The following is a 20,860-nucleotide window of genomic DNA, read 5'->3' on the forward strand; positions in this document are numbered from 1 at the left end:
GTGCCCCGGCTGCCGGCCGAGGCCCGGCGCGCCGCGCTGGTCGAGGCGGCGCTGCGGGTGATGAGCCGGGACGGCCTGGCCGCCGGCACCACCCGGGCGATCGTCGCCGAGGCCGGGATGTCGCTGGCCAGCTTCCACTACGCCTTCGCCTCCCGCGACGAGCTGCTGCGCGAGCTGGTGCACCGGGTGGTGGGCCACGAGCTGTCCGCCGCCACCGCCGACCTCCCGCCCGGCGCCGGGCCGGCAGACTGCCTGCGGGCCGCGGCGGCCGGCTACCTGGACCACCTGGAGCGTGAGCCGGGCGCCGAGCAGCTGATGTTCGAGCTGGCGATGCACTCGCTGCGCGACCCCGCGCTGCGGCCGGTGGCCCGCCAGCAGTACCGCGCCTACACAGCGGCGGCCACCCGGCTGCTGGAGCAGGTCGCCGCCGCGACCGGGACGGCGTGGCGCCGGCCGGTGCCCGACCTCGCCCGGCTGCTGGTGACCCTCATCGACGGGGCGACGACCACCTGGCTGGTCGACCGGGACACCGCGGCCACCCGGACCGTGCTGGACGCCGCGGTGGAGCTCTTCGTGGCCCAGCACGCCGAACTGCCCGCGGGATGACGGCGGTCCGGGCACCCGCCCCGGTGGGCCGGGCGTGGACGGCGCGGTTCGGGCTGGTCTGGCTGGGCCTCTGGGCCGCCCAGCTCGCGCCCGTGCAGCTGCTGCTCCCGCTCCAGCTGGAGGAGCTGGACCCGGTGCACAAGGTGCGCGACCTCGGCCTGGTCAACGGCGTGGCCGGGCTGGCGGCGCTGGTGGCGCTGCCGGTGTTCGGCGCGCTGTGCGACCGCACCCGCTCCCCGTACGGACGGCGCCGGGTGTGGGTGGCCGGGGGCGTCACGGGCTACGTCGCCGGGCTGCTGCTCACCGGTGCCGCCGACGACTGGCGGTCGGTGGCCGGCGGCTGGTCGGTGGCCCAGCTGGGCATGTACGCGGCGATGGCCGGGCTGACCGCGACCCTCGCCGACCAGGTGCCCGCCGGGCAGCGGGGCACCGTGTCCGCCGCCGTCTACGCGCCGCAGGCCCTGGGCATCCTGGTCGGCCTGCTGCTGGTCACCGGCCTGGGCGGCGGCACCGGCACCGGGTACGCCGGGCTCGCCGTCCTGCTGGTGCTCGTCGCGCTGCCCTGGCTGCTGCGCAGCCGGGACACCGCGCCCGACGTCCGCCCCCGGTCCCTGGGCGCGGCGCTGCGGGCGAGCTGGGCGGCGCCGACCCGGCACCCGGACTACGGCTGGGCGTTCGGCGGGCGGCTGCTGGTCAACCTGGGCAACGCCCTGGGGACGACGTACCTGCTGTACTTCCTCACCGACGGCCTCCGCCGCGAGGACCCCGAGGGCTCGCTGCTGGTGCTCACGGTCGTCTACCTGGTGGCCACCGTCGCCGCGACGTGGGGCGGCGGTGTGCTGTCGGACCGCACCGGGCGCCGGCGGGTGTTCGTCGCCGGCGCCGCGGTGCTGCAGGCCCTGGCGTGCGCCGTCCTGGTGGTGGCGCCCAGCTGGCCCAGCGCGCTGGTCGCCGGGCTGCTGCTGGGTGCGGGCTACGGGGCCTACACCTCGGTCGACCAGGCGCTGGTGACCCAGGTGCTGCCCGACGCCCGCACCGTCGCCGGCGACCTGGGGGTGATGAACGTGGCCGCGGTGGCCCCGCAGGCGCTGGCCCCGCTGCTGGCCAGCCTGGTCATCGCCGAGCTCGGTGGTTACGACGTCCTCTTCGGGCTCGCGGGCACCGTCACCGTGCTCGGCGCCCTCAGCGTCGCCCGCATCCGCTCCGTCCGCTGACCACCCCCGCGTCCCGGCGTGGATCAGGTGACCTGGTCCCGCGTGCTCCTGGCTCACGGTGGGACGTGAGCCAGGAGCACGTGCGGTGAGCTCACCTGATCACCGGCCGGCGTCGTCAGAGGTCGGGGTCGAGGGTGCCGTCGCCGCCGATCCGGTCCAGCTCCGCCAGCTCGACCGGGCCGAGCACCCGCGCCGCGGACTCCAGGTTCTGCTCCAGGTGCGCGATCGACGAGGTGCCGGGGATGAGCAGCAGGTTCGGCGACCGGGCCAGCAGCCAGGCCAGCGCCACCTCCATCGGCGTGGTCTCCAGCGCACGCGCCACCGACTCCAGCGCCGCGGACTGCAGCGGGGTGAACCCGCCGAGCGGGAAGAACGGCACGTAGGCGATGCCCTCCCGGGCGAGCGCGTCGACCAGCGGGTCGTCGTCCCGGTGCACCAGGTTGTAGTGGTTCTGCACGCACACCACCGGCGCGATGCCGCGGGCCTCGGCGAGCATCTGCGGGGTCACGTTGCTGACCCCGATGTGCCGGACCAGCCCCTCCTGCTGCAGCTGGGCGAGCGTCTCCATCGGCTCGGCGAGCGAGCGCTGCACGGGCTCGGCGAACCCGGGCATCCGGAGGTTCACCACCTCCAGCGCCTCGAGGCCGAGGTGGTCGAGGTTGTCGTGCACGGCCTGGCGCAGCTCGTCGGCACCCAGCGCCTCCGGCCACTCGCCCTCCGGCGTCCGGCGGGCCCCGATCTTGGTCACGATGGTCAGCTGCTCGGGGTAGGGGTGCAGCGCCTCGCGGATGATCTCGTTGGTCACGTGCGGGCCGTAGTAGTCGCTGGTGTCGATGTGGTCCACGCCCAGCTCGACCGCGCGGCGCAGCACCGCGACCGCGCCGTCCCGGTCCGCCGGGGGACCCATGATGTGCGGCCCGGACAGCTGCATGGCGCCGTAGCCGATGCGGTGCACCGTGCGGTCGCCGAGGGTGAACTGGCCGGACTTCTCCGCCGTCGTCGTCATGCCCCCGGCTTACCCCCGGGGACCGGGGCGGTCAAACGATCAGCGGACGGCGGCCGGTGCGGGGTCGGCGACCCGGGCGAGGGCCCGCTGCCAGACCTCGACGTCGGCCCCGGCGGCCGCGGCGAGGGCGGCCCGTTCCCGGCGCTCGGAGCGGATGGTCACCACGGCGATCGCGGTGCCCAGCAGCGCGAGCCCGGCGCCGACCCAGATCGGCGCGGTGTAGCCCAGCCCGGCGGACAGCACGGCCGCGCCGAGGGCGGCACCGAGGGCGTTGGCCAGGTTGAACGCCGCCTGGTTGGCCGCGGAGACCAGGCTTCCGCCGGGCACCCGGGCCGCCTCGATCACCCGGTTCTGGACGACGGGCCCGAGGGCGAACGCGAGCGTCCCGAAGAACACCAGGACGGCGATGGCCGCGGCCGGGGTGCGGGCCACCAGGGCCAGCACGGCGAGCGCGGCGGCCGTGCCCAGCAGCCCGACGGCGACGAAGGACATGCCCCAGCGGTCGCCCAGCCGGCCGCCGAGCAGGGTGCCGACGGTGGTGCCCGCGCCGAAGAGGCCCAGCACCGGGGTCACCCACGCCTCCGGGATCCCGCCGAGCTCGGTGAGGATCGGGCTGACGTAGCTGTAGACGGAGAACAACGCGGCGAAGCCGACCATCGTGGTGCCCAGCACCAGCCAGACCCCGCGGCGGCGGAACGCGGCCAGCTCGCTGCGCAGGTCGGTGCGCTGGCCGCCCACGGCCGGCATCCAGGCCAGCAGCCCGACGATGGTCACCAGGCCGATCGCGGCGACGGCGGCGAAGACCACCCGCCAGCTCAGCTGCTGGGCGATGAACGTGCCCAGCGGGACGCCGATGACGTTGGCCAGGGTCAGCCCGGTCATCATCAGCGAGATCGCCTGGGTGCTCTTCTCCTTGGGCACCAGCCGGCGCGCGGCGACCGCGCCCACCCCGAAGAACGACCCGTGCGCCAGGGCGGCGAACACCCGGGCGGCGACCAGCCAGCCGTAGCTCGGCGCGAGCGCGGACAGCAGGTTGCCGACGGTGAACAGCACCATCAGCGCGACGAGGGTCTGCCGGGCGGTGAACCGCACGCCCAGCGCCGTCAGCGTGGGCGCCCCGATGACCACCCCGATGGCGTACGCGCTGATCAGCAGCCCCACCGCCGAGACGGAGACGTCCAGGCCCTCGGCGATCTGGGGGAGCATGCCCATCACCACGAACTCGGTGGTGCCGATGCCGAAGGCACCGATGGCGAGCGCGAGCAGGGCGCGGGGCACGGCGGAGCTCCTCGGGGTCGGGCGGGGTGGGGGACGGGGACGTCGGCGTCCCCACCACAGCCAAGAGGAGCGGGCCGCGGATCCTTGCACCCGACCGGCATGAGCCTGGTCACGTCGCGGGCCGGGCCCCGGTGGGGCCGGCCCGCGACGCACCGCTGGCTCAGGGCTGGAGCAGCACCTTCACCGCGCCGTCCTGCTTCTGCCGGAAGGTCTCGTAGGCCTGCGGCGCCTGCTCGAGCGGGACGTGGTGGGTGGCGAAGGTGTCCACGCCGAGCGGGTCGCCGTCGGTGAGCAGCGGCAGGATGTCGGGCACCCAGCGCCACACGTTGGCCTGGCCCATCCGCAGCTCGATCTGCTTGTCGAACATCCGCATCAGCGGCATCGGGTCGGTGGCCCCGCCGTAGACGCCGGACAGCGAGATGGTGCCGCCGCGGCGGACCGCCTCGATCGCGGTGTTCAGCGCGGCCATCCGGTCGACGCCGACGACCTGCATGACCTTCTCCATGACTGCGTCCGGCACGAGCGCGGTGGCCTTCTGCGCGAACTTGGCGCCGGGGGAGCCGTGCGCCTCCATGCCGACGGCGTCGATGACGGCGTCCGGGCCGCGCCCGTCGGTCTTGTCCCGCACCCAGGCGACGACGTCGGCCTGCGTGGTGGAGTCCAGGACGTCGATGCCGTTGGCGCGGGCCCGGGCCAGCCGCTCGGGCACGGTGTCGGACGCCAGCACCTGCGCGGCACCGAGGTGCTTGGCGATCCGGGTGGCCATGTCGCCGATCGGGCCCAGGCCCAGCACGAGCACCGTGCTGCCGGGCTTGACGTTGGCGTACTGCACGGCCTGCCACGCGGTCGGCAGCACGTCGGACAGGTAGACGAACCGGTCGTCGGCCGGGCCCGCGGGCACCTTGATCGGCAGGGTGTTGCCGAACGGCACCCGCAGGTACTCCGCCTGCCCACCGGGCACCTGGCCGTAGAGCTTGGTGTAGCCGAACAGCGAGGCGCCGAAGCCCTGCTCGCGGTTCTGGGTGGTCTCGCACTGGCTCTGCAGCCCCTGCGCGCACATCCAGCACGTGCCGCAGGAGATGTTGAACGGGACGACGACGCGGTCGCCGGCCCGCAGCTCGGTGACGCCGGGCCCGACCTCGCGGACGACGCCCATCGGCTCGTGGCCCATCACGTCGCCGACGGTCATGAACGGCGCCATGACCTCGATCAGGTGGAGGTCGGAGCCGCAGATGCCGGAGGAGGTGATCTCGACGATGACGTCGGTCGGCTCCTGGATGGACGGGTCCGGGACGGTGTCCACCCGGACGTCGTCCCGGCCGTGCCAGGTGACTGCGCGCATGGGTGTGCTCCTCGGTCTGGGGATGGCGTTCAGGGGCGTGGTCGCGGGTCACGGACGTCGCGAGCGCGATCCGTCGTGCGTGACCTTCCTCGCTCCGTACCCGTCACGGCGCGTTCGATTCATGACCTGCCAGCAGTCATGACGTAACGGAGGGTGCCGGTTTGGCAGGAAGTGTTGTGACGCTGCTCACTTGACCCCGTGTGCATCGATGGTTGAACACATCACGAACTCATCACGACGTGTTTACATGGGCCCCGTCATCGAGCTCCGGCCCAGGCCAGGAGAGCTCGCCCCCGACGGAAGACAGGTGCATGGACCCGCAACATCTCGCCCGGCTCGACGACGACGGGACGGTGCGTCGCAACCGCACCCGCTCCGCTGGTGGCCCCTCCGCCACCGGGTCGCCCGAGGGCCCCGAGGTGCCGGCTCCGGCGCCCGTCCCGCTCTTCTCCGCACCGGGTTCCCGGCCCGGCCGGCGCGCCCTGACGCTCCTCCGCGGCGGCCGCGCCGAGCACACCACGATCGTGCTGCGCCCCGACGGTCTCTCCGACGCCTGGCCGCTCCCGGTCGAGCCGGAGGGCCCGGTCCTCACCGACGCGTGGCCGCTGGTCGACGTCGACGCCCTGCAGCTGGCGGGCATCGCCGAGACCGGCCCCGAGCCGTCCGACGCGCGGCCGTTCGACGCCGACGCCGTGGTCGCCGCGGTGGCCGCCGGGTCCGGCCCCCGCCACCGCGCCCCGACCACGCTGCGGGTCCGCCGTCCGGCGGTGTACGTGGCCGCCGCCCTGATCGGCGCCGCCGGCGTCGCGGCCACCACCGCCGCCAGCGGCCCCGGCTCCACCGCGCAGGCCGACGAGCCGATCAGCGTCGCCGAGGAGCTCGGCCTGGTGCAGGCCGAGCAGCCGGTGCTCAGCGAGGACGAGGCCACCGCCCGCCTCCAGGAGTTCGCCGCCACCCGCGCCGAGCGCGAGGACGCCCAGATCGCCGCGGCGCAGGTCCAGGCGCAGGCCGACCAGGCAGCGATCGACGCGGCTGCGGCGGCCCAGGCGGCGGCCCAGGCGGCTGCCGCCGAGGCGGCCCGGCCCAAGGCCGTCCTCCCGGTCGACGGTGCGCGCCTCACCAGCGGGTTCGGCTACCGCTGGGGCACCCAGCACGCCGGCGTCGACTTCGCTGCCCCGCTCGGCACCCCGGAGTACGCGGCCATGGACGGCGTCGTGGTCCGGGCCGGTGCGGCCAGCGGGTTCGGCCTGGCCGTGTACGTGCAGCACGAGAACGGTGACGTCACCGTCTACGGCCACATGCAGGAGATCCTGGTGGCCGAGGGCCAGTCGGTGAAGGCCGGCGAGACGATCGCGCTGCTGGGCAACCAGGGCCAGTCGACCGGTCCGCACCTGCACTTCGAGGTGCACGTCGGCGGCATGGACGGCACCAAGGTCGACCCGCTGCCGTGGCTCCGCGAGCGCGGCGTCCAGGTGTAAGGACCCCGCTGCCCCCCACGCTTCGCAGGCTCAGCGCGGGCCCCTGCAGCGGGGCCGCTCCAGCACGTCACCTGCTCAGGGCGGGCCCCGGGGAGGGGGCCGTTCCGGCACGTCGCGAGGAGCCCGGCTCGCCGCGCCCTGAGCCCCTTCCTGGCGTTCCCGTCTGACATGCGGCATCCTGCATACCAGGAGCAGTCGGCAGCAGGGGGACCTCGATGGGGCACGACCACGGTGCTGCGCACGGCACGGCGTCCGCGGCGCACCGCGGGCGGCTGGCGGTCGTGCTGGCGCTCACCGGTGGGGTGTTCGTGGTCGAGCTCGTCGGCGCGCTGCTCTCCGGCTCGCTCGCGCTGCTCGCCGACGCCGCGCACATGGCCACCGACGCCCTCGGCATCGGCATGGCGCTGGGCGCCGTCACGCTCGCCCAGCGGCCGGCCCGCGGTCGCCGCACCTTCGGCTGGCAGCGGATCGAGGTGCTCGCCGCCGTGGCCAACGGGCTGCTGCTGCTCGGCGTCGGCGGCTACGTCGTCGTCGAGGCCGTCCGGCGGATCGGGGACCCGCCGGACATCGACCCCGGCCTGATGTTCGCGGTGGCGTCCCTCGGCCTGCTGGTCAACCTGGTCTCGCTGCGGTTGCTGCACGCCGGGCAGTCGGCGTCGTTGAACACCCGGGGCGCCTACCTCGAGGTGGTCGGCGACGCGCTCGGCTCGGTGGCCGTCATCGTCGCCGCCGTCGTCATCGTGACCACCGGCTGGACCGGCGCCGACGTGGTGGCCTCCTTCGCCGTCGGTGCGCTGGTGCTGCCGCGGGCCTGGACGCTGCTGCGGGAGGCGTTCGACGTGCTGCTCGAGGCGGCGCCCAAGGGCGTCGACCTGGCCCGGGTGCGAGCCCACGTGCTCGGCGTCGACGGGGTGCTGGACGTGCACGACCTGCACGCCTGGACCATCACCTCCGGCCAGCCGGTGCTCTCCGCCCACGTCGTCGTCACCGACGAGGCGCTCGCCGACGGCCACGGCGGCCGGGTGCTCGACGCCCTCTGCAGCTGCCTGGGCCACCACTTCGACCTCGAGCACTGCACCTTCCAGCTCGAGTCGCCCGGGCACCGCAGCCACGAGTCGCCGGTCCACGACTGACGAAGGACCCCGCTGCCCCCCACCGCTCGCAGGCTCGCGGCGGGACCCTGCAGCGGGGCCGTTCCAGCACGTCGCCCGGACGGGGCCGGGAACGGCAGGACGCCCGCCTCCCGGGGGGAGACGGGCGTCCGGGTGCGGTGGAGCGGGGTCAGCCGGCGTGCACCATCGCGGCGTCGGTCGGGAGGTCGTCCTTGGTGGCCTTGATCAGCACCGCGGACACGATCGCGCCCAGGACCAGCAGGCCCGCCGCCCAGGTGAAGGCCGTGGTGTAGCCCTCCACCTGCGCTGCGAGGGCCAGCGCCGGGTCGGCCGGGTCGGCCCCCTCGGCGACGCGTTCGGTGATCGTCGAGGTGATCGCGCCGACCGAGATCGTCGCCAGCAGCGCCGTGCCGATCGAGGCGCCCACCTGCTGGGTGGCGTTGAGCATCGCGCTCGCCGCACCCGCGTCGTGCTCGCCGGCGCCGATCAGCGCCAGGTTGGACAGCGGCACGAAGGTGAAGCCCAGGCCGAGGCCGAGCAGCACCTGGCCGGGGAAGGCCAGCGTCCAGAAGGAGCTGTCGGTCCCCAGGAAGGAGAAGGTGAACAGCCCGGCCGCGGCGAGCAGGCCGCCGAGCACCATCAGCGGCTTCGGTCCGATCCGGGGCACCAGGACGCTGGCGGACCCGGCGGCGATGAGCACGCCCAGGGTGACCGGCAGCGAGGCGAAGCCCGCCTCGACGGGCTCGTAGCCGAGCACCTGCTGGAAGTACAGGCTCAGGAAGAAGAAGGCACCGATCAGCCCGGCGCCGACCAGGGTCGACGTCAGGTAGGCGCCACCGCGGTTGCGGTCGAGCACCAGCCGCATCGGCAGCAGCGGGTTGCGGGTGCGCAGCTCCACGACGACGAAGAGCGCCACGAGCACCAGGCCCACCGCGATGAACGCCAGCGCCGGCCCGTTGGCCCAGGCGTTGTCGGTGCTGCCCTCCGCGGCGTTGTCCTGCGAGGCCTCGGCGACCCGGGTGAAGCCGTAGACGAACGAGGCGATGCCCAGGGTGACGAGCACCGCGCCGGGGATGTCGTAGGTCGAGTCGCCGGGCGCCTTGCTCTCCGGGACGGTCGGGATCGCGGCCACGATGGCGATGATCGCCACCGGCACGTTCACCCAGAAGCACCAGCGCCAGTCGGCGTACTCGGTGAGCACCCCGCCGAGCAGCAGCCCGACGGCCGAGCCACCACCGGCGATCGCGCCGTAGACGGCGAAGGCCTTGGCGCGCTCCTTGGCGTCGGTGAAGAGCACGGTCAGCAGGGCCAGCGACGCCGGGGCGAGCAGTGCGCCGAAGGCACCCTGCAGGGCGCGCGCGGCGAACAGCAGCTCCTCGTTGGGCGCGAAGCCGCCGAGCGCGGAGGCGACCGCGAAGCCGGCGGCGCCGACCAGGTAGGTCCGCTTGCGGCCCCAGAAGTCGGCGATGCGACCGCCGAGCAGCAGGAGACCGCCGAAGGTCAGCGTGTAGGCGGTGACGATCCACTGCTGGGTCGCGGGGGAGATGTCCAGGTCCGTGGAGACCGCCGGCAGCGCGATGTTCACGATCGTCGCGTCCAGGATGACCATGAGCACGGTCACGGCGATGACCGCGAGGGCCAGCCAGCGCTTCGGGTACGGCTCTGCCCCGGGGGAGGTGTCCCCGGCCGCGGAGGTGGGGGCGGTGTCGCTCACGTGGGTCCTCGATCGTGGGAGATGGTCGGCCGGGTCGCCGGCCGCGACCTGAAGCTATCGCCCTGGGACGATGTGGTCGTGCCGGTTTCAGTGGTGTTCGTCTCGGACACCCACCTGCCCAAGCGGGCCCGTGACCTCCCCGATCCACTCTGGGACCGGATCGAGACCTGCGACGTCGTGGTGCACGCCGGCGACTGGGTGGACGTCGCCCTGCTCGACGAGCTCGAGCGCCGGGCGCAGCGCGTCGTCGGGGTGTACGGGAACAACGACCACGGCGAGCTGCGGGTGCGGCTGCCCGAGGTGGCCCGGGTCGAGCTCGGCGGGGTCCGCTTCGCCGTCGTGCACGAGACGGGGAGCGCCGCGGGGCGCGAGCAGCGGTGCGCCGCGCGGTTCCCGGACGTCGACGTCCTGGTCTTCGGGCACAGCCACATCCCCTGGGACACCACGGCCGCCACCGGGCTCCGGCTGCTGAACCCCGGTTCGCCCACCGACCGCCGCCGGCAGCCCTTCGCCACCTACCTGACCGGCACCGCCGACGCCGGCCGGCTCACGGACGTCACCCTGCACCGGCTCCCGGTGCGCCCGGGCCGCAGGTGAGCCCGCCCGTCCTGCCCCCCGCCGCGGTGCGGCTGCTCGCCTGCCCGGTCTGCGGGGCGGACCTCGGCACCGACCCCGCGGGGCTCCGCTGCACCGGCGGCCACGCCTTCGACCGGGCCCGGCAGGGGCACGTCACGCTGCTGCCGGCGGGTGGGTCGCCGCACGAGGGGGACTCCGCGGCGATGGTCGCCGACCGCGCGGGCTTCCTCGCCGCCGGCCACTACGCCGGGGTCACCGCCGCGCTCGCCGACGCCGTGCTCGCACCGGGACGGCCGCGCACGGTGCTCGACGTGGGCGGTGGCACCGGTGCCCACCTGGCCGGCGTGCTCGACCGGGTGCCGGACGCCGTCGGTGTGGTGCTCGACGCCTCCCGTTACGCGGCGCGCCGGGCGGCCCGGTCGCACCCGCGGGCGATGGCCGTGGTCGCCGACACCTGGGCGCGCTGGCCGGTCCGCGACGGCGCGCTGGACCGGGTGCTCGTCGTCTTCGCGCCCCGCAACGGCGCGGAGACCGCCCGGGTGCTGGCCGCCGGGGGACGGCTGGTCGTCGTCACCCCGGCCGCGGACCACCTCGCCGAGCTGGTCGGGCCGCTCGGGCTGCTCTCGGTCGACCCGGACAAGGCCGGCCGGCTCGCGGCGGGCCTCGGCCCGCACCTGCAGCCGGCCGGGACGGCGCAGCACCGGGAGCGGCTGAGCCTCGACCACGCCGCGGTCGGGACGCTGGTCGGGATGGGCCCGCACGCCCGCCACCTGACCGGTGACGTGCTGGCCACCCGCATCGCCGCGCTGCCCGACCCGGTGGCGGTGACCGTGGCGGTCGACGTCGGGACGTGGCGCCGGCCCTGACGCCGACCGCGCCGGAGCGCCAGGCGACCCCGGCACACGCACGAGGGCCCGGCCAGATCGGCCGGGCCCTCGTTCGAGCGGTGCTGGAGACCCGTCCGGAGGCTCACCCCGCGGGTGCGGGAGAGGGGACGGGTGCTCGGTCAGCGGGTGATGCGTCGCTTGTTGGTCGCCATCACGTAGATGCCGAGCACGACGATCGCGCCGATGATCGAGCCGATGATGCCGGACGTGCCGAGCTCGAACCGGTGCGGCTCGAAGATCAGGCTGCCGAGCAGGTTGCCCACCACGGACCCGACGATGCCGAGCACGATGGTGAGGCCGATGCCGATGTCCTGCTTGCCCGGGATGACCGCGCGGGCGATGAAGCCGGCGATGGCCCCGATGATGATCAGGACGATGATGTTCCAGAGAACGTCCACGTGAGCCTCCTACGCATGACGGCGGTGCCGTCGTGCGCTGGGCTGTCCAGCGCAAGATCATCAATGCCCGCTGGTGATCCACTCCAAACTTCCGGAACCATGTGGTTCCGTCGGTTGCACCCCATCGGGTGATGCACCACAGGCTTCCGACCTGCGCTTCCCCAGGGGCCGCGGGGGAGCGGCCGGCCGCCGCCGCATGCCGGTCCGGGAGGGGTGCCCAGCCCGCGGCTCACCGACGCCCGCTCCCGCCGCGTGCCCGTCCAGGTGACGGTCTAAGCTCCGGGCGTGACGATCGCACCCGCCCCGATCGTGAGCCGGCCGAGCCCGGCGCACGAAGCCGAGAAGGGGTCGCGGCTCCTCAGCCTGCTGCGCACCACCGACCACAAGACCATCGGCCTGATGTACACCACGGTGGCCTTCATCTGGTTCTTCGTCGGTGGCTTCATGGCGTTGCTGATGCGTGGTGAGCTGGCCCGCCCGGAGCTGCAGTTCCTCTCGCCCGAGCAGTACAACCAGCTGGTCACGATGCACGGCACGATCATGCTGCTGTTCTTCGCGACGCCCATGTTCTTCGCCTTCGCGAACCTGATCATGCCGCTGCAGCTGGGCGCTCCCGACGTCGCGTTCCCGCGGCTGAACGCCTTCTCCTTCTGGCTGTTCTTCTTCGGGGCGTCCCTCGCGGTCTCGGGATTCCTCACCCCGGGTGGTGCGGCCGACTTCGGTTGGTACGCCTACACCCCGCTGTCCACGGGTGCGCACAGCCCGGGCGCCGGCGGTGACCTGTGGATCGCCGGCCTGGCGGTCAGCGGTCTCGGCACGATCCTCGGTGGCGTCAACTTCATCGCCACGATCGTCTGCCTCCGCGCCCCCGGCCTGACGATGTTCCGGATGTCCATCTTCACCTGGGCGTCGCTCGTCACCAGCGTGCTGATCCTGCTCGCCTTCCCGATCCTGACCGCCGCGCTGATGGCGCTGCTGGCCGACCGGCACCTCGGGGCGCAGGTCTACACCGCCGAGAACGGCGGCCCGATGCTGTGGCAGCACCTCTTCTGGTTCTTCGGGCACCCCGAGGTCTACATCATCGCGTTGCCGTTCTTCGGCATCATCAGCGAGGTCATCCCGGTCTTCAGCCGCAAGCCGCTGTTCGGCTACAAGGGCATGGTCTTCGCGCTGATCGCCATCACCGCCCTCTCGCTGGCCGTGTGGGCGCACCACATGTTCGCCACCGGCGCGGTGCTGCTGCCGTTCTTCGCCTTCCTGACGTACCTGATCGCCGTGCCCACCGGCATCAAGTTCTTCAACTGGATCGGCACGATGTGGCGCGGTCAGCTGACGTTCGAGACGCCGATGCTCTTCTCGATCGGCTTCCTGATCACCTTCCTCCTCGGTGGCCTGACCGGCGTCCTGCTGGCCAGCCCGCCGCTGGACTGGCACGTCAACGACAGCTACTTCGTCGTGGCCCACTTCCACTACGTCGTCTTCGGCACCGTCGTGTTCGCCGCCTACGCCGGCCTGTACTTCTGGTTCCCGAAGATGTGCGGCCGGATGATGGACGAGAAGGTCGGCAAGCTGCACTTCTGGCTGACCTTCATCGGCTTCCACGCCACGTTCCTCATCCAGCACTGGCTGGGCAACGAGGGCATGCCGCGTCGCTACGCCGACTACCTGCCCAGCGACGAGTTCACGACGATGCACACGATCTCCACGATCGGGTCGTTCATCCTGGGCGCCTCGGTGATCCCCTTCGTCTACAACGTGGTCAAGTCGTGGAAGCACGGCCGGCTGGCGCTGCGCGACGACCCCTGGGGTCACGGCAACTCGCTGGAGTGGGCGACGTCGTCCCCGCCGCCGCGGCACAACTTCGTCGAGATCCCGCGGATCCGGTCGGAGCGCCCCGCGTTCGAGCTGCACTACCCGCACCTGAAGGACCGGCTGCAGGTCGAGGCCCACGCCGGCAAGCGGCACACGCCGTACGCCGGGGAAGCCGGCCTCACCGGCGGCAGCCGGGCTGGGGCCAACGACCCCGACCCGACGTAGCAGGCAGCTCCACCGCAGCACGTCACCTCGGACGCCCCGTCAGCCACCCGGCCGGCGGGGCGTCCGCGTGCCCGGGCCAGCTGCTCGCGGGTGGCCAGCCCGTCGGGGGCTCCGTCGTCCCGCGCAGTGGGGTCCGGCACGATGGCCCGGTGACCGACGCCGCCGCCCCCGCGCCGATCGACCCCACCGGAGCCCTGCTCACCCTCACCGGTCCCGACCGGCCGGGCGTGACGGCGACGCTGTTCGCCGCGCTGGAGACCGCCGGGGCGCGGTCCATCGAGGTCGTCGAGGTCGAGCAGGTCGTGGTGCACCGCCAGCTGGTGCTCGGCGTGGTCGTGCGCGAGGTGGGCGGCAGCGGCTCGCTCGCCGACCGGCTGGCGCCCCTGGTGGCCGGGGTGGCCGAGCGCACCGGCATGCACGTCACCGTCGAGCCGGCGAGCGCGACGCCGGCCCCCGAGGAGCGCACCGCCCGGCACCACGTGATCGTCCTGGGGCGGCCGGTCCCGCCCGCGGCGATCGCCGGGGCGACCCGGGCGATCGCCGGCGTCGGCGGGAACATCGAGGCGATCCGCCGGCTGTCGGACTACCCGGTCACCAGCTTCGAGCTCACCGTCTCCGGGGCCGGTTCCACCGAGCTGCGGACCGCGCTGGGCACCGTCGCCGCGGAGACCGGCACCGACGTGGCGGTCGAGCAGACCGGGCTCGCCCGGCGCAGCAAGCGGCTCATCGTGCTGGACGTCGACTCGACGCTGGTGCGCGGCGAGGTCATCGACGAGCTCGCCGCCCGGGCCGGCCGGGCCGCCGAGGTCGCCCGGCTCACCGCCGCGGCGATGAACGGCGAGCTGGACTTCGAGCAGTCGCTGCGCGCGCGGGTCGCCGTCCTGGCCGGGCTGCCGGTCGGCGTGCTCGACGAGGTGCGCGAGCACCTGGTCCTCACCCCGGGGGCGCGCACGCTGATCCGCACGCTGCAGCGGCTCGGCTTCCGCTGCGGCATCGTCAGCGGCGGCTTCAGCCAGATCACCGACCCGCTGGCCGCCGCGCTCGGGCTGGACTTCGCCGCCGCCAACACCCTGGAGGTGGCCGACGGCAAGCTGACCGGCGGGCTGGTCGGTGAGGTCGTCGACCGGGCGGGCAAGGCGCGGGCACTGGCCCGGTTCGCCGCCGAGTACGGCATCCCGCTGGAGCAGACCGTCGCCGTCGGCGACGGCGCCAACGACCTCGACATGCTCAACGCGGCCGGGCTGGGCATCGCCTTCAACGCCAAGCCGGTCGTCCGCGAGCAGGCGCACGCGGCGCTCAACCAGCCCTACCTGGACGCCGTCCTGCAGGTGCTGGGCTTCACCCGCGACGAGGTGCTGGACGCCGCACCCGCCGAGTGACGCGGGGTCAGCGGACGGGGCCGACCCGGCCCTCGAGCTCGACACCGGCGGTGCGCAGCTGCTCCAGGGCGGCCTCGGTGGTCGCCTCGGCCACCCCGGCGGTCAGCGGGAGCAGCACCCGGGTCGCGAAGCCCGCCCCGACGGCGTCCAGCGCGGTGGCCCGCACGCAGTGGTCGGTGGCGATGCCGACGACGTCCACCTGGTCCACCCCGTGCGCCCGCAGCCAGTCGGCGAGCCCCTGGCCGTCGAAGCTGCCCTCGAAGCCGGAGTAGGCGGCCTCGTACTCGCCCTTGTCGAACACCGCCTCGACCGGCCGGCGGTCGAGGTCGGCGTGCAGCTCGACGCCGGGGGTGCCCACGACGCAGTGCCGGGGCCAGGTGTCCAGGAAGTCGGGCTCGGTGGAGAAGTGCGCGCCGGGGTCGACGTGGTGGTCGCGGGTGGCGACCACGTGGTCGTACCCGGCCCCGGCGACGTGCGCGCTGATCGCCCGGGCCACGGCGGTGCCACCGGCGACGGCGAGGCTGCCGCCCTCGCAGAAGTCGTTCTGGACGTCGACGATCACCAGTGCGCGCGTCATGTCCCCATCCTCCCCCGGCCCCCGTGCACGGTGGGGGGCACGGGGGTCCTTCATCAGGCGGTGACGGTGTCGATCGCCGGCTCGCCGCGGGACAGCGACCACGCCTCCTGCGGCAGGGCGCCGCGCACCCGCTCGTGCAGCTCCCGGGCGTGGGTCAGCGCCTCCGCCGGGGTGCGCGGCTCGACCAGCTCGCCGCCGCGGACCAGCGGCACGACCAGCTCCCGGTCGTGCGGCCGCCCGGCGATCGGGGCGGCGCTGACCACCTCGGCGGTCGCCGTCCCGTCGGGGTCGTGCCGGCGGACGGCGTGCTTGCGCCCGCCCACCGACCGCTTGCCCTCGGAGTTCTTGGCGACCGGCACGCCGTCCCGCTCGACCAGCTTGTAGACCATCCCGACGGTGGGGGAGCCCGAGCCGGTGACCAGCGAGGTGCCCACGCCGTAGCCGTCGACCGGGGCGGCGGCGAGGGCGGCGATGGCGTACTCGTCCAGGTCGCTGGTGACGATCACCCGGGTCTTCGTCGCCCCGAGGGAGTCCAGCAGCTCCCGCGCCCGGGTGGCCTGGACGGTCAGGTCGCCGGAGTCCAGCCGGACGGCGCCGAGCCCGGTCCCGGCGACCTCGACCGCCGTCCGGATGCCCTGCTCGGTGTCGTAGGTGTCGACCAGCAGGGTGGTGCCGACGCCGAGGGTGTCCAGCTGGGCGCGGAAGGCGGCGGCCTCGTCGTCGTGCAGCAGGGTGAAGGCGTGCGCGCTGGTGCCGGTGGTCGGGATGCCGTAGCGAGCACCGGCGGCGAGGTTGGACGTCGCGGCGAACCCGACCAGCGCGGCGGCCCGGGCGGCGGAGACCGCGGCCTCCTCGTGGGTGCGGCGGGAACCCATCTCGATGCACGGCCGACCGCACGCCGCCCCGACCATCCGGGCACCGGCGGCGGCGATCGCGCTGTCGTGGTTGAGCATCGACAGGGCGAGGGTCTCCAGCAGCACCGCCTGCCCGAACGGCGCCCGCACGGTGAGCACGGGGGAGCCGGGGAAGTAGAGGTCGCCCTCGGCGTAGCCGTCGACGTCGCCGGTGAAGCGGAAGCCGGCCAGGTGGTCGAGCAGCCGCGGGTCGTCGATGCCCTGGGCGCGCACCGCCGCCAGCTCGGCCGCGCCGAACCGGAAGTCGGCCAGCGCGTCCAGGAAGCGGCCGGTGCCGGCGAGCACCCCGTAGCGGCGGCCGTGCGGGAGCCGGCGGGCGAAGACCTCGAACACGCAGTCGCGATCGGCGGTGCCGTCGGCCAGCGCGGCGGCCAGCATCGTCAGCTCGTAGCGGTCGGTCAGCAGCGCGGGGCTGAGCGGGCTCTGCGGCATGGAGCAGCACGATAGGGGCCTCCCCCCTGGGACGCCCCGGGAGGGCGTCCTACAGTGCTCCCGTGGCCGGACCGCTCGCGCCCGTGTGGACGCCGGAGACGACGACAGGGGAGGAGTCCGACCTCGACCGCCCCTGGGTGACCATCGTCTGGGACGACCCGGTCAACCTGATGACCTACGTGACGTTCGTGCTGCAGGAGCTCTTCGGCTTCGACGAGGCCACCGCCACCGAGCTGATGCTGCAGGTGCACCACGAGGGCAAGGCGATCGTCAGCTCGGGCCCGCGCGAGCGGATGGAGCACGACACGAACCGGCTGCACGCCTACGGGCTGTGGGCGACGTACCAGAAGGACGCGTGAGCGCGGCCGCGAGCGCCGGCGAGGAGACCCGATGAAGCCGTTCCGTCGCAGGGGGGACGAGCTGGTCGCCCGGCTGGTCGACGCCGAGGCCGGCATCGTCGGGCTGCTGCTGGACCAGCTCGAGCAGCTGCTCGCCGCCGACCCCGACGACTCCGGGGGCGACCCGGTGCTGGAGCGGCTGCTGCCGCCGGGCAACACCACCGACCCGGAGATCGCCGCGGACTACCGCGACCTGACCGAGGCCGGGTTGCGCAGCGGCAAGGCCGACGACCTGGCGATGGTGCGCGCCACGCTCCCGCCGGAGGGCGGGGAGGTCCGGCTGGACGACGACCAGGCCCGTGCCTGGCTGCGGACCACCAACGACCTGCGGCTGGCGCTGGGCACCCGGCTGGGGGTCACCGCCGAGACCGAGCCGCCGGAGATCGACGGGTCCGGGGACGGTGCCGACGAGGAGGACTCCCAGCTGGCCGTCTACTACTGGCTCACCGCCGTGCAGGGCTCGCTCGTCGACGCGTTGGCCGCTGGTCGCGCCGGCCGACGGTGAGCACCACGAGCGTGGCGACCAGCAGGTCGGCGACGAAGAACACGTAGACCAGGCTGGGCACCCGCAGGCCCCTGACCAGCCCGCCGATGCAGGCCAGCAGCGTGATCCCGGACAGCGCGAGCAGCATGAGCAGCCCGATCACCCGGCCGGTCACCAGGAGGGCGAACTCGAACCGGTCGGCGCGGTCGTCGGTGCTGGTGTGCCCCACGCGCACCAGCAGCCGGCGGGCGCCCAGGACCAGCGCCGGCAGCGGGAGCACCAGCACGCCGACGATCATCAGCACCTCGATCACCACGGTCAGCGACGTTATCGGTCCGACACCCGATCGACACAGTCCGTTCCCCGGGACCTCACCCGGAGGGCGCCGCCGGCAGGCCCTCCTCGGCGCACCGGGCAGCACGCCGCCTAGACTCGGGCCCGTGCTGCGCATCGACCGCGCGACCTACGACGCCATCGTGGCCCACGCCCGGGAAGACCACCCGGACGAGGCCTGTGGTGTCGTCGCCGGCCCCGAGGGCAGCGACCGCCCCGAGCGCTTCATCCCGATGCTGAACGCGGCCCGGTCGCCCACGTTCTACGAGTTCGACAGCGCCGACCTGCTGCGGCTGTACCGGGACATGGACGCCCGCGACGAGGTGCCGGTCGTGGTCTACCACTCGCACACCGCCACCGAGGCCCACCCGTCGCGCACCGACGTCGCGTACGCCTCCGAGCCCGACGCCCACTACGTGCTGGTGTCCACCCGTGAGCACGGCGCCCGGACCGGCCTGGCCGGCGACGACGTCGAGTTCCGCAGCTTCCGCATCGTCGACGGCGAGGTGCGCGAGGAGGACGTCGAGGTCGTCGAGTCCTACCTCTTCGGCCACTCGCCGACCACCGTCGTCTACGAGTAAGGACCCTCCTGCCCCCCACGACGCGCTCCGCGCGCCGCGGGCCCCTGCAGGAGCGCCGGAGCCCGGCGGAATCGTCGTCCGGTCCAGGGCGTTCCCCCCAGCACGACCTCCCGCGTCCCCGCACGCGGTCCCCCCGTACACCACCGCCCGAGGAGATCCCCGAACCATGGCCATCCAGGTCCGCATCCCGACCATCCTGCGCACGCACACCGGCGGCAACAAGACCGTCGAGGGCCGCGGGGACACGCTGGCCGCACTGGTCGACGACATCGACGCCCAGCACCCCGGGATCAAGAACCGCCTGGTCACCGACGAGGGCAAGCTGCACCGCTTCGTGAACGTCTACGTCAACGACGAGGACGTGCGGTTCACCGGCGCGCTGGACACCGCGGTCAAGGACGGCGACTCGGTCACCATCCTCCCCGCGGTCGCCGGCGGCTGCTGAGCCCGGAGCCTCCCCGCCCGGCACCGCTCTCCAGGAGACCCCATGGCCCGCTTCGCCTCGCTCGTCGACTCGCTCGGCAACACCCCGCTCGTCGGGCTGCCATCGCTGTCGCCCACCGCCGACGTCCGGCTGTGGGCGAAGCTCGAGGACCACAACCCCACCGGTTCGATCAAGGACCGGGCCGCCATCGCGATGATCGAGGCGGCCGAGAAGGAGGGGCGGCTGCAGCCGGGCAGCACGATCCTGGAGCCCACCAGCGGCAACACCGGCATCTCGCTGGCCATGGTCGCGCGGCAACGGGGCTACCGGCTGATCTGCGTGATGCCGGAGAACACCTCCATCGAGCGGCGGCAGCTGCTGGAGGTGTACGGCGCGCAGATCATCAGCTCGCCGGCCGCCGGTGGCAGCAACCAGGCCGTCGCCGTCGCCAAGGGCCTGGCCGCCGAGCACGACGACTGGGTGATGCTCTACCAGTACGGCAACCCGGCCAACGCCGAGGCGCACTACACCGGCACCGGCCCGGAGATCCTGGCCGACATGCCCTCGATCACCCACTTCGTCGCGGGCCTGGGCACCACCGGCACGCTGATGGGCGTCTCCCGGTACCTGCGGGAGAAGAAGCCCGAGGTGCAGGTCATCGCGGCCGAGCCGCGCTACGGCGAGCTGGTGTACGGGTTGCGCAACATCGACGAGGGCTTCATCCCCGAGCTCTACGACGCCGACCTGCTCGACTCCCGCTTCTCGGTCGGGCCGGACGACGCGATCCACCGCACCCGCCAGCTGGTCGAGCGGGAGGGCATCTTCGCCGGCATCTCGACCGGGGCGATCCTGCACGCCGCGCTGGGCATCGCGGACAAGGAGGTCGCGGCCGGCCGCAAGGCCGACATCGTCTTCATCGTGTGCGACGGGGGCTGGAAGTACCTGTCCACCGGGGCGTACGCCGGCACGCTCGAGGAGGCGTCCTCCGCCCTGGAGGGCCAGCTCTGGGCGTGATCAGCGACGTCATCTTGCCGGCCCGGGGCCTGCTGTTCGACAACGACGGGGTGCTGGTCGACTCCGAGGAGAGCGTCGTCACCTCCTGGCGCCGGTGGGCCGTCGAGCACGGTCTCGACCCGGACGAGGTGATGGCGGCCGTGCCCGGTCGCCGGGCCGCGGACACCGTCGCGCTGTTCGTCGGAGCGGACGAGGTCGCGGAGGCGACCGCGACCGTCACCCGCTACGAGCTGGAGGGGGCGGCGACCACCTCCGCGGTGCCCGGGGTGCTCGACCTGGTGCCGCAGCTGGCCGGCGTGCCGTGGGCCGTGGTCACCTCCGGCGTGCGCGCGCTGGCGACCGGCCGGCTGCGCGGTGCCGGCATCGAGCCGCCGGAGGTGGTGGTCACCGCCGAGGACGTCACCGCCGGCAAGCCCGACCCGCAGCCCTACCTCACCGGCGCCGCCCGGCTCGGGTTGCCGCCGGCCGACCTGCTCGTCCTGGAGGACAGCACCAGCGGCGTCGCCGCCGGGCAGGCCGCCGGCTGCCGCGTGGTCGGCATCGGCCGCGACGCGCTCCGGACGACGGCCGACGTCGTCGTCCGCGACCTGACCGGGGCCCGCTGGACCGGCACCGGTCTGCTGCTGCCCACCGCGGGCCTGCTGCGGGCCGTCGGCACCGCCGGATAGCCTGGCCC

At 74.0% G+C, this 20,860-nt stretch carries 22 protein-coding genes; 14 read left to right on the forward strand and 8 right to left on the reverse strand.

Annotation, left to right across the window (positions count from 1 at the left end; genetic code table 11):
• Positions 1-606, forward strand: coding sequence for a TetR/AcrR family transcriptional regulator (locus HL054_RS02310; RefSeq protein ID WP_369137077.1), 606 nt, complete (start codon positions 1-3; stop codon positions 604-606).
• On the forward strand, positions 603-1,820 hold the full coding sequence (locus tag HL054_RS02315; protein ID WP_369137079.1) for an MFS transporter: 1,218 nt from the start codon (positions 603-605) through the stop codon (positions 1,818-1,820). Before HL054_RS02310 ends, HL054_RS02315 begins: the two co-directional genes overlap by 4 nt.
• Positions 1,821-1,935: 115 nt before the next feature.
• Here HL054_RS02315 and HL054_RS02320 read toward each other — a convergent pair whose 3' ends face one another.
• From HL054_RS02320 to HL054_RS02330, 3 genes are all read right to left on the reverse strand, one after another.
• Positions 1,936-2,826 (reverse strand): oxidoreductase, encoded by an 891-nt coding sequence (locus HL054_RS02320; RefSeq protein ID WP_369137080.1) that lies wholly within the window; start codon positions 2,824-2,826, stop codon positions 1,936-1,938.
• 39 nt (positions 2,827-2,865) lie between these two features.
• Complete coding sequence (locus tag HL054_RS02325; RefSeq protein WP_369137081.1) at positions 2,866-4,104, reverse strand: MFS transporter; 1,239 nt, start codon at positions 4,102-4,104, stop codon at positions 2,866-2,868.
• Between the two features lie 160 nt (positions 4,105-4,264).
• Positions 4,265-5,446: a zinc-dependent alcohol dehydrogenase gene (locus tag HL054_RS02330; protein WP_369137082.1), complete on the reverse strand. Its 1,182-nt coding sequence runs from the start codon at positions 5,444-5,446 to the stop codon at positions 4,265-4,267.
• 311 nt (positions 5,447-5,757) lie between these two features.
• On the opposite strand from HL054_RS02330, the gene HL054_RS02335 reads away from it, so the two are divergent.
• Entirely contained in the window at positions 5,758-6,924 is a 1,167-nt protein-coding gene (locus tag HL054_RS02335) for a M23 family metallopeptidase (RefSeq protein WP_369137083.1), read from the forward strand.
• Positions 6,925-7,139: 215 nt separating this feature from the next.
• Complete coding sequence (locus HL054_RS02340) at positions 7,140-8,057, forward strand: cation diffusion facilitator family transporter (protein ID WP_369137084.1); 918 nt, start codon at positions 7,140-7,142, stop codon at positions 8,055-8,057.
• 148 nt (positions 8,058-8,205) lie between these two features.
• Here HL054_RS02340 and HL054_RS02345 read toward each other — a convergent pair whose 3' ends face one another.
• Positions 8,206-9,750, reverse strand: a complete 1,545-nt coding sequence (locus tag HL054_RS02345) for an MFS transporter (RefSeq protein WP_369137085.1) — start codon at positions 9,748-9,750, stop codon at positions 8,206-8,208.
• A 78-nt stretch (positions 9,751-9,828) separates the two neighbouring features.
• On the opposite strand from HL054_RS02345, the gene HL054_RS02350 reads away from it, so the two are divergent.
• Together HL054_RS02350 and HL054_RS02355 are read left to right on the forward strand one after the other, a co-directional pair.
• The gene (locus HL054_RS02350) at positions 9,829-10,347 is read left to right on the forward strand and encodes a metallophosphoesterase family protein (RefSeq protein WP_369137087.1); all 519 of its coding nucleotides are present in this window, start codon (positions 9,829-9,831) and stop codon (positions 10,345-10,347) included.
• 11 nt (positions 10,348-10,358) lie between these two features.
• Positions 10,359-11,192 carry a putative RNA methyltransferase gene (locus tag HL054_RS02355; RefSeq protein WP_440347921.1) on the forward strand — a complete coding sequence of 278 codons (834 nt, stop codon included), beginning with the start codon at positions 10,359-10,361 and terminating at the stop codon, positions 11,190-11,192.
• A gap of 140 nt (positions 11,193-11,332) precedes the next feature.
• Here HL054_RS02355 and HL054_RS02360 read toward each other — a convergent pair whose 3' ends face one another.
• Positions 11,333-11,611, reverse strand: coding sequence for a GlsB/YeaQ/YmgE family stress response membrane protein (locus HL054_RS02360; protein WP_369137089.1), 279 nt, complete (start codon positions 11,609-11,611; stop codon positions 11,333-11,335).
• Positions 11,612-11,896: 285 nt separating this feature from the next.
• On the opposite strand from HL054_RS02360, the gene ctaD reads away from it, so the two are divergent.
• Together ctaD and serB are read left to right on the forward strand one after the other, a co-directional pair.
• Positions 11,897-13,648 carry an aa3-type cytochrome oxidase subunit I gene (ctaD, locus tag HL054_RS02365; RefSeq protein ID WP_369137090.1) on the forward strand — a complete coding sequence of 584 codons (1,752 nt, stop codon included), beginning with the start codon at positions 11,897-11,899 and terminating at the stop codon, positions 13,646-13,648.
• A 149-nt stretch (positions 13,649-13,797) separates the two neighbouring features.
• Positions 13,798-15,027 (forward strand): phosphoserine phosphatase SerB, encoded by a 1,230-nt coding sequence (serB, locus tag HL054_RS02370; RefSeq protein ID WP_369137091.1) that lies wholly within the window; start codon positions 13,798-13,800, stop codon positions 15,025-15,027.
• Between the two features lie 7 nt (positions 15,028-15,034).
• Here serB and HL054_RS02375 read toward each other — a convergent pair whose 3' ends face one another.
• Entirely contained in the window at positions 15,035-15,604 is a 570-nt protein-coding gene (locus HL054_RS02375; protein WP_369137092.1) for a nicotinamidase, read from the reverse strand.
• 53 nt (positions 15,605-15,657) lie between these two features.
• Entirely contained in the window at positions 15,658-16,950 is a 1,293-nt protein-coding gene (locus HL054_RS02380; RefSeq protein WP_369137094.1) for a nicotinate phosphoribosyltransferase, read from the reverse strand.
• A gap of 62 nt (positions 16,951-17,012) precedes the next feature.
• Between HL054_RS02380 and clpS the strand changes: the two genes are divergently transcribed.
• A complete protein-coding gene (clpS, locus tag HL054_RS02385) occupies positions 17,013-17,309 on the forward strand; it encodes an ATP-dependent Clp protease adapter ClpS (protein WP_369137095.1) in 297 nt (98 codons plus the stop codon).
• A gap of 31 nt (positions 17,310-17,340) precedes the next feature.
• A complete protein-coding gene (locus HL054_RS02390) occupies positions 17,341-17,853 on the forward strand; it encodes a DUF2017 family protein (protein ID WP_369137096.1) in 513 nt (170 codons plus the stop codon).
• Here the strand turns inward: HL054_RS02390 and HL054_RS02395 are convergent.
• Entirely contained in the window at positions 17,792-18,148 is a 357-nt protein-coding gene (locus tag HL054_RS02395) for a hypothetical protein (protein ID WP_369137098.1), read from the reverse strand. The genes HL054_RS02390 and HL054_RS02395 overlap by 62 nt on opposite strands.
• 124 nt (positions 18,149-18,272) lie before the next feature.
• On the opposite strand from HL054_RS02395, the gene HL054_RS02400 reads away from it, so the two are divergent.
• From HL054_RS02400 to HL054_RS02415, 4 genes are all read left to right on the forward strand, one after another.
• A complete protein-coding gene (locus tag HL054_RS02400; RefSeq protein ID WP_369137099.1) occupies positions 18,273-18,746 on the forward strand; it encodes a Mov34/MPN/PAD-1 family protein in 474 nt (157 codons plus the stop codon).
• 166 nt (positions 18,747-18,912) lie between these two features.
• Positions 18,913-19,191: a MoaD/ThiS family protein gene (locus HL054_RS02405; protein ID WP_369137100.1), complete on the forward strand. Its 279-nt coding sequence runs from the start codon at positions 18,913-18,915 to the stop codon at positions 19,189-19,191.
• Positions 19,192-19,233: 42 nt separating this feature from the next.
• Positions 19,234-20,184, forward strand: a complete 951-nt coding sequence (locus tag HL054_RS02410) for a PLP-dependent cysteine synthase family protein (RefSeq protein WP_369137101.1) — start codon at positions 19,234-19,236, stop codon at positions 20,182-20,184.
• Positions 20,181-20,852, forward strand: coding sequence for an HAD-IA family hydrolase (locus tag HL054_RS02415; protein ID WP_369137102.1), 672 nt, complete (start codon positions 20,181-20,183; stop codon positions 20,850-20,852). The genes HL054_RS02410 and HL054_RS02415 overlap by 4 nt, the downstream gene beginning before the upstream one ends.
• The last annotated feature ends 8 nt before the right edge of the window (positions 20,853-20,860 follow it).

The organism is Modestobacter versicolor (assembly GCF_041028285.1).
Classification (GTDB): domain Bacteria; phylum Actinomycetota; class Actinomycetes; order Mycobacteriales; family Geodermatophilaceae; genus Modestobacter; species Modestobacter versicolor_A.

What these genes read in the sequence shown, in the direction of transcription:
- HL054_RS02405 (WP_369137100.1), top strand. Translation starts at nt 18,913, where the DNA reads ATGGCCATCCAGGTCCGCATCCCGACCATCCTGCGCACGCACACCGGC.
- HL054_RS02315 (WP_369137079.1), top strand. Translation starts at nt 603, where the DNA reads ATGACGGCGGTCCGGGCACCCGCCCCGGTGGGCCGGGCGTGGACGGCG.
- HL054_RS02320 (WP_369137080.1), bottom strand. Translation starts at nt 2,826, where the DNA reads ATGACGACGACGGCGGAGAAGTCCGGCCAGTTCACCCTCGGCGACCGC.
- HL054_RS02375 (WP_369137092.1), bottom strand. Translation starts at nt 15,604, where the DNA reads ATGACGCGCGCACTGGTGATCGTCGACGTCCAGAACGACTTCTGCGAG.
- HL054_RS02410 (WP_369137101.1), top strand. Translation starts at nt 19,234, where the DNA reads ATGGCCCGCTTCGCCTCGCTCGTCGACTCGCTCGGCAACACCCCGCTC.
- HL054_RS02330 (WP_369137082.1), bottom strand. Translation starts at nt 5,446, where the DNA reads ATGCGCGCAGTCACCTGGCACGGCCGGGACGACGTCCGGGTGGACACC.
- HL054_RS02390 (WP_369137096.1), top strand. Translation starts at nt 17,341, where the DNA reads ATGAAGCCGTTCCGTCGCAGGGGGGACGAGCTGGTCGCCCGGCTGGTC.
- HL054_RS02380 (WP_369137094.1), bottom strand. Translation starts at nt 16,950, where the DNA reads ATGCCGCAGAGCCCGCTCAGCCCCGCGCTGCTGACCGACCGCTACGAG.
- HL054_RS02335 (WP_369137083.1), top strand. Translation starts at nt 5,758, where the DNA reads ATGGACCCGCAACATCTCGCCCGGCTCGACGACGACGGGACGGTGCGT.
- HL054_RS02340 (WP_369137084.1), top strand. Translation starts at nt 7,140, where the DNA reads ATGGGGCACGACCACGGTGCTGCGCACGGCACGGCGTCCGCGGCGCAC.